The sequence below is a fragment of the Tistrella bauzanensis genome (genome assembly GCF_014636235.1).
Classification (GTDB): Bacteria; Pseudomonadota; Alphaproteobacteria; order Tistrellales; family Tistrellaceae; genus Tistrella; species Tistrella bauzanensis.
The window spans coordinates 133,322-146,573 of sequence record NZ_BMDZ01000001.1 but is presented as its reverse complement, the minus strand read 5'-3'; the positions used below and the strand labels follow the sequence as shown (position 1 = coordinate 146,573).

Below are 13,252 nucleotides of genomic sequence, written 5' to 3'. Positions count from 1 at the left end.
TCACGGCCTGAGGGCACGACGATGACACCCGCCTCCGACACCGATACCGATCGCGGCCTTGTCTATGCCTTCGCCCTGGATGGCCAGGGCGGCGGCCGGGCCGTGCCTGCCGCCGATCTGCCTGCCGCCACACGTGCCGCGCGCGATGGCAGCGGCCCGCCCCTGTGGCTGCATGTCGACCGCACCGCCGCCGAGGTCGGGATCTGGCTGGATGCCGCCGGCATTCCGCCACAGGCTGCCGAAGCCCTGCTGGCCGAGGAAACCCGCCCGCGCGCCGACCGGTTCGGCGATGGACTGGTGATCAATCTGCGCGGGCTGAACCTCAATCCGGGGATGGATGCCTTCGATCTGGTGTCGGTGCGCGCCTGGGCCGCCCCCGGCATCACGCTGACCACCCGGCGCTATCGGATCATGGCCGCCCGCGGCATGGCCGAGGCGCTGGCGGCCGGCGCCGATGGTCCGCTGGATGCGGGCGGGGTGATCGCGCAACTCGCCGACCGGCTGATGACCCGCCTGCGGGTCGAGATCGACCGCCTGGAAGACGAGATCGACCAGTTGGAAGACGAGGCGCTGGATGCCGCCGCCGCCAGCGGCACCAGCCCGCGCACCGCCCACAGGCCCGGCGGCATCCGCCGTGCCCGGGCGCGGCTGGCGGAACTGCGCCGCGAAACCATCGCGCTCCGCCGCTATATGGCGCCGCAACGCGAGGCCCTGTCGCGGCTGGCCATCCTGGACCCCAGCCCCTTCGGACATGCCGACCGCCTGGACCTGCGCGAGACCGCCGACCAGTTGACCCGGATGGTCGAGGATCTGGAGGCCATCCGCGAACGCACCCTGCTCGCCCAGGGTGAATGGGAGGCGCGGATCGCCGAGCGGACCGACCGCACGGTCTATCTGCTCACCATCCTGTCGGCGGTGTTGCTGCCACTGAGTGTGGTCACCGGGCTGCTGGGCGTGAATGTCGGCGGCATTCCCGGCGCCGGCCATCCGGCGGCCTTCGCCATTCTGTGCGCGGCACTGACGATCCTGGTCGCGATCCAGCTCTGGCTGTTCCGGCGCCTGCGCTGGATCTGACCGCCAGGGCCGGCATGCAGGACCGGTGGTCAGGGCCGCCGGTACAGCACCATGCCGCCGTGATACAGCACGCCGTCGATGAAATCGCCGTCGGCGGTAAAGCCGGTGTCGTCGACATAGTCGATATGGTCGCCGGTGATGGTGTAGGCGCCCTGATAGGCGGCCTCGCGATTGCCGCGCGCCTCGACATAGCGGCCATTGGCCAGCAGTTCATGGCGGATGCGGCCATCCTCCGTCACCCACATGCCGACATATGGGTGGCTGCGCGCCGTTCCGGGCTTGGTCATGGTGCCGGTCTCCTGCTGTGCCTGGGCCATGGCGGTTGTGGCAATCACCGCCGCCATGGCGATACCTGCCAGACGAATGGACATGAAACGCTCTCCATATCTGAAGGCCGGGGCCGGTCAGTGGGGGCTGGCGGTCGGCCGGACGATCATTTCGCTGACATCGACATCATCGGGCTGGGCGATGGCGAAGCGGATCGCGCGGGCGATGGCGTCGGGCTCGATGGTGATCCGCCGGAAGCTCTCCATCGCCGCGCGGGCGGTGTCGTCGGTGATGGTCCCGGCCAGTTCCGACGTCACGGTGCCGGGCGAGATCACTGTCACCCGGATGCGGTCGGTTTCCTGGCGCAACCCGTCTGAAATAGCGCCGACCGCGAACTTCGTCGCGCAATAGACCGCGGCGGTCGGGCTGACCGCATGACCGCCGATTGACGACACATTGATCACCTGGCCCGTGCCCTGTTCCGTCATCGCCGGCAGCACGGCCGCGATGCCGTGCAGCACGCCCCGGATGTTGACGTCGATCATCCGGTCCCATTCATCCAGCTTCAAGGCAGCCAGCGGCGACAGCGGCATCACGCCCGCATTGTTGACGATGACGTCGATCCGGCCGAATTCGGCACGGGCGGCATCGACGAAGGCCATCATGTCGGCGCGGTCGGTGACGTCGAGCGCGCGGGCCCGGGCAGTGCCGCCGGCGGCCGCGATGGCATCGGCCAGCCGGTCCAGCCGGTCGGCGCGGCGCGCGCCCAGCACCACCACCGCGCCGGCGGCGGCCAGGATACGGGCGGTCGCCTCGCCGATGCCGCTGCTGGCGCCGGTGATCAGCACGATCTTACCGGCGACACCCGCCATGGGCGTCACCGGATGCATGGTTCCGGATGCGGGTGATATCGGTTGACTGGTCATAGCATCAGTCCCCTGTGTGACGCTGGCCCTGTATGACGCGGCGCGGGGCAGGCCGGTGATGACCGGATGCCCCTCGCTCTCAGAGATACCGCTTATGACGGCCGGATATAATCGCCCGGCTCTCACCAGGACTTGTTAGCCAGAATGGTATAATCGACCTCCACCGCCCGCACGGCGTCGATGAAGGCCCTCAGCGCCGGTGCCATCTGGCGCTGGCGTGGATAGCACAGGAAGAACCCCGGATAGGCCGCACACCACGGCTCAAGCATCGGCTCCAACCGCCCGGCCGCGATATGCGGGGCGCCTTCCTCATTGGTCAGAAAGGCGATGCCGATGCCAGCAAGGCAGGCATCGAGCATCATCCGCCGGTCATTGACAATCAGCGGCCCTGAGACGCTGACCGCGAACCAGACGCCATCGCGGCAGAATTCCCAGTCATAGGGCTGGCTGCGCCCGTCCCAACGCCAGCGGATGCAGGCATAAGCGGTCAGATCCCCCGGCTCCGCCGGCCGGCCGTGGCGGGCAAGGTAATCGGGTGTGGCCATCGGAATCTGACGATGATCACCGCCCAGCCTCACCGCGACCATGTCCTTCTCCACCACCTCTCCGGGCCGGATCGCCAGATCGAAGCCGCCGGCGACGATATCGACCACCGCGTCGTCCACCGTCAGGTCGATCACCACATCGGGATGGGCGGCGTGAAACGCGGCCAGCATCGGCTCGATCCGTCTGGCCGCCGCGACACGGGCGGCATGCACCCGCACCGTTCCAGCGACCCGCCCGCCGGCCCGGCTCGCCATCTCCACCGCGGCACCGATCTCGTCCATGGCCGGCCGCAGGCGGTTGAACAGGGCCTGACCGGGTGGCGTCAACGCCACGCTGCGTGTGGTGCGATTGAACAGCCGCACACCCAGCCGCGTCTCCAGCGCCCGGATCGTCTGGCTCAACGATGACGGCGTGACGCCCAGCCGCTCGGCCGCCCGGCTGAAGCCGCCCTGCTCGGCCACTTCCACGAAGGCGCGCAACTGCGCATATTCCACCCCCTGGCTGGACGGGGTCATCCTCTGCCTCCCTGACCTGAACGATGCGGCATTGTCTCAGGGCGGCGGATGATTTCCAATCGGGAGCCATGAAGACGCACGAATGCGCCCGCCGAGGAACACGCCCGCCATGCAGTCGATACCCCATGTCTCCACACCCGTTCTCGTCACATGCGACGGTGCCGTCGCCACCGTCACTCTTGCCCGGCCGTCGGTCAACGCCCTCGACAGCGCAGCGCTGGAACGGCTGATCGGGCTGGTGGCCGAGATCGATGCCGACCCTGCGATCCGCGCTGTGGTCCTGACCGGCCAGGGGCGCTGCTTCTCGGCCGGGCTGGATCTTGCCGAAGAACTCGACGCGATCGAGGCCGGCCGCCCCGGCCCCTTGATGCATGGCGTGGCGCTCTACGAGGCCCTCACCCACCGGAAGACACCATGGATCGCCGCGATCAATGGCGCAGCACTGGGGGCCGGGCTTGGTATCGCCGTCTGCTGCGACGTCATCCTGGCAGCCGACAATGCCATGGTCGGCCTGCCCGAGATCAATGTCGGCATGCTGGGCGGCGCACGCCATGCCATGCGGCTGCTGGGGCATTCCACCGTGTCACGCATGCTGCTGACCGGCCGGCCGCTGCCGGCCGCCGAGCTTGCCCGCCGCGGCGCCATCGAGCCGGTGACCGCTCCTGAAGCCCTGCTACCCGACGCGCTGGCCCTGGCGCGGGAGATATCCGGCAAGGATCCGGTCGCCATCGGCCATGCGCTTGCCTGTCTGCGCGAGGTGGAGGACATGCCGCTGGTCGCGGGCTATGCGGCCGAAATGGCCCATGTCGCCGAGCTTGCCCGCACTGAGACGGCGCAGGCTGCCATGCGGCGCTTTCTCAAACGGGATTGACGGGTGTCGATGAGCAATCGATACCGGGCCGGAACGCCACCAGTGGCTGTCAGCCGGATATCGAACGGCGAAGGCGGCCACCGCTGACGCGGGGCCGCCTTCCGTCACGCTCTGCCGGCTGCCGGCCGGGCGCCCGGGGGCGTCCCGTCAGGCCGCGGTATCGTGGCGGCTGCGGCGCGTGGCGTTCACCCCCGCCAGGAAGGCCAGACCCTCGGCAGCGATGGCATCACCGACGGTCGCCTCGCCTTCCGTCATCAGCGAGCCCAGATCGACCCATTGCGCATAGAGCGGCCGTGTCCGGTCGGTGATGATGCCGGCATGCAGCAGGGTCTTCACCAGAACCCGGAAGACATTGGTGCTCTCGCCCATCTCGGCGCGGCGCACATCGGAGGTATAGCTCTCCTTCATCGCATCGCGCACCCATTGCCAATCCAGGCCCAGCGGCGCATACAGCGCCTGCTTCTGGCTGGGATGCAGCATGTTGAACATCAGGATCTGGAAGCACTGGGCGGCCCAGTCCTCCACGCCGTTGCGGGCCTTCTCGTCCATCATCGGCAGGGCATCACGGCCCCACAGCTTGCCGGCACGGTGATGAAAGGCCTCGTCGGTCATGACAAGCTGGGTCAGCCGGCGCAGAACCGGGTCATGGCTTTTGGCGTGCAGGCTGGCGAAGATGCCCATCGCCAGACCTTCGACCAGCAACTGCATGCCGACGATCTTGCGCGGCACATCGGTCTGGTCGACCAGATCCTTCAGCAGATTGCCCAGCACCTCCGATGCCGGCAGCGGCGTGCCCCAGCGCGTGGTGATATAGCAATTGAAGGCGGTCACATGGCGCGCTTCCTCGCGGGCCTGATTGGCCGCGTATTCAACCGTGCCCGGATCGTTCAGCACATGACACAGGCTGGCCGACAGGGCCAGCGCCCCCTGCTCGCCATGCAGCACGCTCGACAGCCACCAACGCGCACTTTCATTGGCGAACCAGATCCGCTGCGCCTCGGTCAGCCGATCGGCCACGGAACTGTTCAGTTCAGGCACGATCTGGGCCGGCATCACAGTCTGCGTCGCCATATCGAACGGCTCGTCGAACCGGATATAGGCCGTATCCAGCGGATCCCAGAAATGACGGTGGGTCTCGGCGATGATCTCGTCGAACAGACCCGTCCGCTCCGCATAGCGCGGCACCTGGATCTGGTCGAGGAAGCCCGCGGGGCCGACGGCGCGAAAGGCGCCGCTCCGGCTGACGCTGGTGGCTTCGGTCATGGTGTCATGCTCCCCATGGCAGGCGGTTCCGGACCGGAATGGCGACAGGCCTCGAACGACCGGCAGGGTCGCGCGGCTTATGGTTGAGTAATATTATCGCAATGCGCGAATGACGTAAACGTCAACCGGATGGCCGCGGCCCCGCGCCGCACCCGGTCGGGGTGCCGGTATCGGGGCCGCAGCCTTCGGCATCGGACAGATCGGGCCGGATCAGAGGAATTTGCGGTTGGCCGCATCCTCAGGAACCTTCAGGCCCAGCACCTCCACCCGGGGGGTGATCTGCTTGATGAAACGCGCGCGCGCCTCTTCGTTGGTGTACTGGCGCAGGCCCCACTTCACATAGAGCGGCGAGCGCTTGCTTTCCGAGCTGCCGAACAGGTCGAGCGTGATCGGCCAAGCCTTTTCCAGCATCTTCTGGGCGTCGGCCAGGCCTTCCTCGGTCTGGCAGATCTCCCACACGATCCGATAGCCCTGGGCGACGTGGTTGTGCTCGTCGATGATGACGCTGGTGCACATGTCGGCGATCGGCTTATAGGAACTCTTCGACATCTCGTGGATCTGCGCCAGCACCGCCGCCTCGCCGATGAACGAGAACATGCCGCGACCCAGCCAGTTCTCGATCCGGCGCACGCCTTCGGTGCGATAGAATTCGCGCTGGTCGATATGCTGCTGAAGCATATAGGCGGTGTCGATGCCGATCTCGTCCAGCACCAGCTTGCCGCGGATATAGTGGTCCATCTCTTCCGCCGCCCGCTCGCAGCACACCTTGCGCTCATAAGCATTGGGCGCCAGCGGATAGAAGATCTGGATATAGTCGTCGGCGCCGGTCAGCTCGCCCTCGGTATGGGCGCGCAACTGGTGGATGACCAGTTCCTGATACTCGTCGGGCATCGCGCGGAACGCGGTGGCGTCCGGAACGATCAGCCGCTCCTGGGCGGCGGCGTGAGCGGTCTGTTCGGTCATGGCGGTCTTCCTCTCAAACGAGATGGTCGTGGAACGGGTGCGCAGGCACCCGCCTGGGGTTCAGGCGGGTCTGGCGCCCCCGTCAGGGGAGACACCGGTCGGCGGCACCGTCGCCGCACCGGTATGAATGACGATGCCCGCGGCCGCGACACGCGGCCCGCCACGGGCATCGGAAATCTCGGCATGCACCATCACGACACCGTCACCGGCGCGGCCCTCGATCCGCGCAAGGGCGGCCACACCGCGTGGCAGCACCGGCCCCAGCCAGCGCTGATCCAGCGAGACCAGCCGGGTCGGTCCGGCCTCGAAGGCAGCCGCGGCCGCGGCCCGCATGGCACGCTCCAGCAAGGCCTGCAGAATGCCGCCATTGATCAGGCCGCGCTCTGCCCCGCCCTTGTGGAAGGGCTCGATCCGGTCGATGACGGCGCGGGCACTGTCGGCCCCCGCCGCCTCGACGCGGATGGCGTTGTGGATCGAGACCGGCTCGGCCGACAGCCGGGCCGCTGCCTCGCGGATCCGCAGCATGCCGGCATCGGTCACGCGAATGCCCCCGCTTCGGCCTTGGCACCGGCGGCGGTTGCCGGCGACACCGGTACGGCCGCATGCAGCGGATTGGGCATGGTTTCGCCATAGCCCATCTCGGTGGTCACCTGCGACACCACGCCGTCGCCGATGACGTCGAGCACCGCATGACGCTGGCCTGCGGGCTTGGTCCAGTGGAACGGCCCCCAGATGAACTGCTTCCAATAGCTCTCGGCCATCTCGATCCAGGTTTCGAGCAGCAGCTTGCTCTCAAGGAAGCGATCCATGCTGACCACCATCCACGAGATCACCGCCTGACTGTCGCGGCAGCCATCGCAATGACCCGAGGTGCAGCAGAACTTCACCGTCTTCAGGTCGGCCGCCCAGGTGTTGAAGAACGGCAGCACCGGATTGCCGTTCACCAGCCGCTCGGCATGGGTGTCGTGGTCCTGCGACAGCGAGGGGCAGACGTCATAGCCGAAGCGGCCGAAATGGCTGCGGCCGGTGATCATGGTGCGGATGTAATAGGGTGTGCTGACCACGGTGTCGGGATATTTGGCCCGCACCCGCAATGCCTCTTCCAGCAGATCGGCCTGACGCGCCAGGCCGGTCGGATCATCGGTGTCATAGGCGCTGTAGAAGTTGAAATTCACCCGGTTGCCGTTGTCGCGGATCCGGACGACCGTCTCCTCGATATGGTCGATGCCGTTCTCGGTGAGGGCATAGATGAAACCGGCACGCGGATCGTCGCGGTAATTGGCCAGAGCCGTGTCGAACAGGCCCTGGAAGGTCCGGCCGCTGGGCTTGATGCCGCGCAGCTCGTCGTCCATCGGGCCGCCACCGAACAGGGTCAGGCCGACCGCGACGTTCTCGAATCCCTCCATCGGCAACCGGCGCAGGCCGTTCGACGAGATGGTCACATGCGCCATGTGCTTGACATAGAGCTTCAAGCGGTCGGGAAACAGGGTGGGCTCGCCACCGATCACCAGAGCGGCATTCACCCGCCGTTCCTTGGTCTCCTTGATCAGGAAGGCTTCCAGCGCCTCAAGATCCTTGGCCTCGCGGGTGGCGGTGTCATGGCCGTATTCAAAGAACCAGCACCCCTTGCAGCGGATATTGCAGGCATTGGTCAGGTGATATTCGCTGACGCGGATCTTCCGCGAAAAGCGGAGCACCGCTTGCAGCCGGTCACGCAGCGCATCGTCGCCATCGAGAAGGGTCTCAAGGCGTTGCATGCGTTCGCGCGTGACACTGCGGTTGTCGTCGGACTTCATAAGGCAGCCCCTGTCGTCACGGGATTGAATCGTCGGGGGTCGTGGAAACCGGCACGGGCCGCCTGACCGCCATCGGCCGGGCAAACGGAAAGCGTCCACGCGACGCGTCCCACGCCGGCATATCGTCCATCATCCGCGGTCGGTTCATCGAGGGGCGGCCGCCACAACCGGTGCGCTGCCCCCCTCAGCCGTTACTCGGCGGCCTCGGCATAGCGGACCCAGTCCGCGTCGCCGTTCAGCATCGCCTCGACTTCCTGATGGAACCAGGCAAGAGCCTGTTCATAGCGCCCGAAGACCAGATGATCATTGGCGCCTGAATTCAACCCGGCCTGGATCGCTTCCGACCGGTCGCTGTCTTCCTCGGTGACATCGAAGACGACATGCATGCTCTTCGACCAGATGTCCTCGGCGGTCTTGCTGTTCAGATACTTCGGCGGCACCAGCGTGTAGGCCGGCAGCTTGCAGTTGTCGATTCCGTCCGGCCAGGCCTGGAAGATCGCGCAGTGATCCGGCAGCACCGCCAGCATCAGGTTCGGGAAGATGGTGTACAGCACCGTGGAGTGATCGCGCAGATTCCAGGTCGAACGATCCTGGTCACGGATTTCGGGGATCGATCGCTTGGGCAGCACCACACGGGCATGCGGCGACAACCGGTCGAAGCCGGCGGTGTTGTCCATGAACACCGGCCAGATGGTTTTCGTATGGGTGCGGCGGGTGTGATAGTTCTCAAGGAACGTATCCAGCGCCAGCTTCCAATTGGTCTTCTTCTCAAGCTGGGCCGGGCGCCACACGACATAATCTGCGGTGCCGATATGCTCAAGCTCATGGGCCATCGGCCCAAGCCAGGCGTCGACATCCACCTTGGGCGCGGTCGGGTCCGCCTGCACGAACACGAAGCCGAAGCGTTCGGTGCAATGCAGCTGCTTCAGCCCCATCTCCTCGCGCTTCATGTTGGGGAAGCCCTCGGCGGCGGGCACGCCCACCAGCTTGCCATCGGTGCCATAGGTCCAGGCATGATAGGGGCAGACGAAGCTGCGCTTGTGGCTGCCGCATTCCTCCCACACCAGCTTGGTGCCGCGATGGCGGCAGACATTCAGGAAGGCATTGACATGGCCATCCTGGGTCCGGACCAGCAGAATCGGAATGCCGGTCACGTCCAGGGTCTTGTAATCGCCGGGCTTGGGCAGTTCGCTGCCATGGGCGACGATGATCGGGTTGCGCCGGAAGATGACCTCGACCTCGCGCTTGTAGCGCTCAGGGTCGGTATAGCGGCTGACCGGGTTGCGATATTCGGTCGGATCCATCTCGGTCGTCCGGCGGTCGATCATGTCGAACACTCGTTCGATCAGATGAACCTGTGTGGCGTGATCCATGGCGTCCTCACACATATGCTTATTGGGGCATTGGGCGCCGCGATGACCGCTGCCCACCATTCCTGATGCATCATTCGCCTGGAACGGGAGGATGGCGTGCCTTGAGAATCAAACTCTCTTTAAAATATACTTATGGTTGCGTCTCGCTGCAACGCAGGAATTAATATTTGCGCAGATAACACGCGTATTGCGACAATTGACTAAGATACGACAGAAGCGCTGCGAATCTCATCCATTAGCCCTGAGGCGGCTGCCTGGACAGGGTTAACAGACACGCCAGAGTTGTGATCAAGAAAAAGCCCCGGCCCTGCGCGTCTGCGCAGGGCCGGGGCGGTGTGGCTCAATGATGCCGGGGCATCCATGGCAATCCGTCCCCGCAGGGCCGGATCGGCGGGTTGTCAGCCACGCGGCTGCAGCACGGCACAGGTCGTGGTGGCGTGGGCATAGAGCGTGCCGTTCAGATCCTCCAGCCGGCCTTCGGCGGTAGCGATCATCCGGCCGGTGTGAATGGCCCGGCCGATCGCGCACACCGGGCCGGCGCTCAACGGCAGCGCCTTGACCATGTTGACCTTCAATTCAACGGTCGTGGAACCCACACCCGCCGGCATCAGGCTGTGGATGGCGCAGGCGACAGCGGCATCCAACAGGGTCGCCATATAGCCGCCATGGGCGACGCCCATCCCGTTCAGAATATGGGGGCCGGGTTCGGCCGCGATCTCGGCTTCGCCCCGCGTGATGCGGACCAGCCGGAAACCCAGGGTCTCGCCGATCGGCGACAGTGGGCCCGCCCGGTCGATATAGGCCTGCAACTGGGCCAGACCGTCCAGCCCCGATGCCAGATCGGCGGCCCCCGCCGTTCCATCGGATGGCGGCAGCTGTGTCGTCGCATCCGGCGCTGTCACGCCCGCCCCGCTCATGCCATCACCGTTCGCCGGCGCAGCATCCACATGCCGCGCATCGTGCAGATCACCTCGTCCTTCTGGTTGAAGGTGGTATAGAGCAGCTTGACGATGCCGCGATCGGGCTTCGACCGGCTGGGGATCACCTCGGTCACCTCCAGCACCAGGCGCACGGTGTCGCCCGGCCGCATCGGCTTCAGCCAGCGGATCTCATCCAGACCGGGGGAGCCCATCGACGAGCCGCTGACGATCCTGGCTTCCAGAACCAGCTTGAAACCCAGCGACAGGGTATGAAAGCCGCTGGCGATGATGCCGCCATAAATGCTCGCCGCGGCCGCCTCGCGGTCGACATGGAAGGGCTGGTCGTCGAACTGCCGGGCGAAGGCGATCACCTCGTCCTCGGTCACGTGGCGCGACGGCGTGTTGAAGGTCTGGCCGGGGGCGAAATCCTCGAAATAGAGGTCGGTCACGGGCAGGCCGCTGGCGGCGGATGCGGTTTCGGCTGGCACGGTATCGGCAGGCATGGGCAAACCTTTTCCTGGGGCCTCTTCATCGCGGACCCTTGAAACGAACGTTTGATCCGCGTGAGTATGCCCGTTTCCGAGCGCGCCGTCAGCCCTCGCCGCCGGTCGCCGCCAGGAACTCGTCCTCGGTCCAGACCTCGATCCCCTTGTCGCGCGCCTTGGCAAGCTTCGATCCGGCGGCAGCCCCGGCCACCAGGATACCGGTTGCCGACGACACCGCGCTGGCCACCGTTCCGCCATGCTGCTCGGCGCGGCGTTTGGCGGCATCGCGGGTCAGTTTCTCAAGCTTGCCGGTGAAGACCAGGGTCTTGCCCGACAGAACCCCCGAAACCTGCGCCGGAATATCGGCCGCCACCACCTCGATCTCATCGATCAGCCGGTCCAGCACCTCGCGGTTATGGGCTTCCGCCATGAAATCGACCAGTGCCTCGGTCACCACCGGGCCGATGCCGGCAATGGCATCCAGATCGGCGCGCGCTGGGCTTTCAGGGTCGGCTGCCGCCTCAAGTCCCGCGCGCCAGTTCTGAACCGTCCCGTAATTGCGGGCCAGAAGCTTTGCCGTGTTCTGCCCGACATGGCGGATGCCCAATGCGAAGATCAGCCGGTCGAGCGGCAGTCGCCGCCGCTGTTCAATCGCCTGCAACAGGTTGTCGACCGATTTCTGTCCCCATCCGGCGCGGCTCGTCAGGTCGATCTCGCCCGTCGTCTGTCGCTGCGGCAGGGTGTAGATGTCCACCGGCCCGCGGATCAGGCCGTCCTCGAAAAACGCCTCGACCTCCTTGCGGCCCAATCCCTCGATATCCGCGGCGTCACGCGACACGAAATGCTTCAACCGTTCAACCGCCTGGGCCGGACAGATCAGCCCGCCGGTGCAGCGGCGGATGGCCTCGCCCGGCTCACGCACCGCATGCGATCCGCAGCGCGGGCAAACGGTCGGCGCCTCGAACGGCACCGCATCCGCCGGCCGTTCGGCCGTCACCACCTCCACCACCTGCGGGATCACGTCGCCGGCGCGCTGCACCACCACCAGATCGCCGATCCGGATGTCCTTGCGGGCGATCTCGTCCTCGTTGTGCAACGTGGCGCGGGCCACCACCACGCCGCCGACCGTGATCGGCTCAAGATGGGCAACCGGGGTCAGTGCGCCGGTGCGGCCCACCTGGATCTCGATGCCCAGCAGCCGGGTGCGGGCCTGTTCGGCCGGAAACTTATGGGCGATCGCCCAGCGCGGCGCCCGCGCGACCTGCCCCAGCAGGGTCTGCCAGTCCAGCCGGTTGATCTTGTAGACCACCCCGTCGATGTCGTAATCCAGGCCGTGACGGTCATTGCCGATCGCCCGATAGCGGGCGATCAAGTCATCGGCGCTGGTGCATAGCTGGCGCAGGGGATTGACCGTGAAGCCGAACGCTGCCATCCGTTCCAGCGCCCCCCACTGGGTGTCGGCCAGCGGTGCCGACAGCTCGCCCCAGCCATAGGCGAAGAATTTCAGCGGCCGGCTGCGGGTGATCTCGGGGTCAAGCTGGCGCAGCGATCCGGCGGCGGCATTGCGCGGGTTGGCGAACAGCGCCTCTCCGGCCGCGGCGCGGCGTTCGTTCAGCGCGGCGAAATCCGCTTTGCCCATATAGACCTCGCCACGGATCTCGACCAGATCGGGGGCATCTTCGGGCAAGATCTCGGGCACGCTGTCGAGGGTCAGCAGATTGCGGGTGATGTCCTCGCCCTCGGTGCCGTCGCCACGGGTGGCGGCCACCGTCAGGCGGCGGTTCTCGTAACGCAGGCTGGCCGACAGCCCGTCGATCTTGGCCTCGGCGACCACCTCGACCGGCGCATCCTCGGCCAGGTTCAGCCCCTTGCGGGCGCGGGCCAGGAACTCCACCACGTCGTCGTCGTCGAAGGCATTGGCCAAAGACAGCATCGGCCGGGCATGACGGACCTTGGCAAAGCCTTCGGCCGGTGCTGCGCCGACCATGCGGTTGGGGCTGTCCGGGGTCTGGAGTTCGGGATAAAGCGTCTCCAGCCGGGTCAGATCGGCGCGCAGCGCATCGTATTCCGCATCGCTGATCTCCGGCTGCGCATCCTTGTAATAGCGGGCGTCATGAAACCGGATCCGCTGGACCAGCGCCTTGTGCTGCGCGCGGGCCTCATCAAGCGTCGGCTGCGCTGAAGCGGCGATATCTGGGCGCTCGGTCATGGCCGGAAGGCTCCGTGAACAGACGGGACGACAGGTAGGGGGCC

The 13,252-nt window shown here is 66.4% G+C and carries 13 protein-coding genes; 2 read left to right on the top strand and 11 right to left on the bottom strand.

Annotation, left to right across the window (positions count from 1 at the left end; translation table 11 throughout):
* Nucleotides 1–21 precede the first annotated feature (21 nt).
* On the top strand, nucleotides 22–1,074 hold the full coding sequence (locus IEW15_RS00605) for a zinc transporter ZntB (protein WP_188574011.1): 1,053 nt from the start codon (nucleotides 22–24) through the stop codon (nucleotides 1,072–1,074).
* Nucleotides 1,075–1,103: 29 nt separating this feature from the next.
* On the opposite strand, the gene IEW15_RS00600 is transcribed toward IEW15_RS00605, so the two are convergent.
* The 3 genes from IEW15_RS00600 to IEW15_RS00590 form a co-directional block, all read right to left on the bottom strand.
* Nucleotides 1,104–1,391 (bottom strand): Atu4866 domain-containing protein, encoded by a 288-nt coding sequence (locus IEW15_RS00600; RefSeq protein WP_322111473.1) that lies wholly within the window; start codon nucleotides 1,389–1,391, stop codon nucleotides 1,104–1,106.
* Between the two features lie 87 nt (nucleotides 1,392–1,478).
* Complete coding sequence (locus IEW15_RS00595; protein WP_188574116.1) at nucleotides 1,479–2,213, bottom strand: SDR family oxidoreductase; 735 nt, start codon at nucleotides 2,211–2,213, stop codon at nucleotides 1,479–1,481.
* 176 nt (nucleotides 2,214–2,389) lie between these two features.
* Nucleotides 2,390–3,328 carry a LysR family transcriptional regulator gene (locus tag IEW15_RS00590; protein WP_188574009.1) on the bottom strand — a complete coding sequence of 313 codons (939 nt, stop codon included), beginning with the start codon at nucleotides 3,326–3,328 and terminating at the stop codon, nucleotides 2,390–2,392.
* Between the two features lie 109 nt (nucleotides 3,329–3,437).
* Between IEW15_RS00590 and IEW15_RS00585 the strand changes: the two genes are divergently transcribed.
* Nucleotides 3,438–4,199: an enoyl-CoA hydratase-related protein gene (locus IEW15_RS00585; protein WP_188574008.1), complete on the top strand. Its 762-nt coding sequence runs from the start codon at nucleotides 3,438–3,440 to the stop codon at nucleotides 4,197–4,199.
* Between the two features lie 147 nt (nucleotides 4,200–4,346).
* Here the strand turns inward: IEW15_RS00585 and IEW15_RS00580 are convergent, their stop codons facing one another.
* From IEW15_RS00580 to ligA, 8 genes are all read right to left on the bottom strand, one after another.
* Complete coding sequence (locus IEW15_RS00580; protein ID WP_188574007.1) at nucleotides 4,347–5,462, bottom strand: ferritin-like domain-containing protein; 1,116 nt, start codon at nucleotides 5,460–5,462, stop codon at nucleotides 4,347–4,349.
* Nucleotides 5,463–5,672: 210 nt separating this feature from the next.
* Complete coding sequence (locus IEW15_RS00575; protein WP_188574006.1) at nucleotides 5,673–6,425, bottom strand: Phenylacetic acid catabolic protein; 753 nt, start codon at nucleotides 6,423–6,425, stop codon at nucleotides 5,673–5,675.
* A gap of 60 nt (nucleotides 6,426–6,485) precedes the next feature.
* Complete coding sequence (locus IEW15_RS00570; RefSeq protein WP_188574005.1) at nucleotides 6,486–6,965, bottom strand: hypothetical protein; 480 nt, start codon at nucleotides 6,963–6,965, stop codon at nucleotides 6,486–6,488.
* Complete coding sequence (locus tag IEW15_RS00565) at nucleotides 6,962–8,221, bottom strand: radical SAM protein (RefSeq protein ID WP_188574004.1); 1,260 nt, start codon at nucleotides 8,219–8,221, stop codon at nucleotides 6,962–6,964. The genes IEW15_RS00570 and IEW15_RS00565 overlap by 4 nt, the downstream gene beginning before the upstream one ends.
* A gap of 191 nt (nucleotides 8,222–8,412) precedes the next feature.
* Nucleotides 8,413–9,594, bottom strand: a complete 1,182-nt coding sequence (locus IEW15_RS00560; RefSeq protein WP_188574003.1) for an aromatic ring-hydroxylating oxygenase subunit alpha — start codon at nucleotides 9,592–9,594, stop codon at nucleotides 8,413–8,415.
* A gap of 398 nt (nucleotides 9,595–9,992) precedes the next feature.
* On the bottom strand, nucleotides 9,993–10,496 hold the full coding sequence (locus tag IEW15_RS00555) for a PaaI family thioesterase (RefSeq protein ID WP_229707718.1): 504 nt from the start codon (nucleotides 10,494–10,496) through the stop codon (nucleotides 9,993–9,995).
* Between the two features lie 11 nt (nucleotides 10,497–10,507).
* Nucleotides 10,508–11,017 carry a MaoC family dehydratase gene (locus tag IEW15_RS00550; protein WP_188574001.1) on the bottom strand — a complete coding sequence of 170 codons (510 nt, stop codon included), beginning with the start codon at nucleotides 11,015–11,017 and terminating at the stop codon, nucleotides 10,508–10,510.
* 88 nt (nucleotides 11,018–11,105) lie between these two features.
* A complete protein-coding gene (gene ligA / locus IEW15_RS00545) occupies nucleotides 11,106–13,208 on the bottom strand; it encodes an NAD-dependent DNA ligase LigA (RefSeq protein ID WP_188574000.1) in 2,103 nt (700 codons plus the stop codon).
* Between the last annotated feature and the right edge of the window lie 44 nt (nucleotides 13,209–13,252).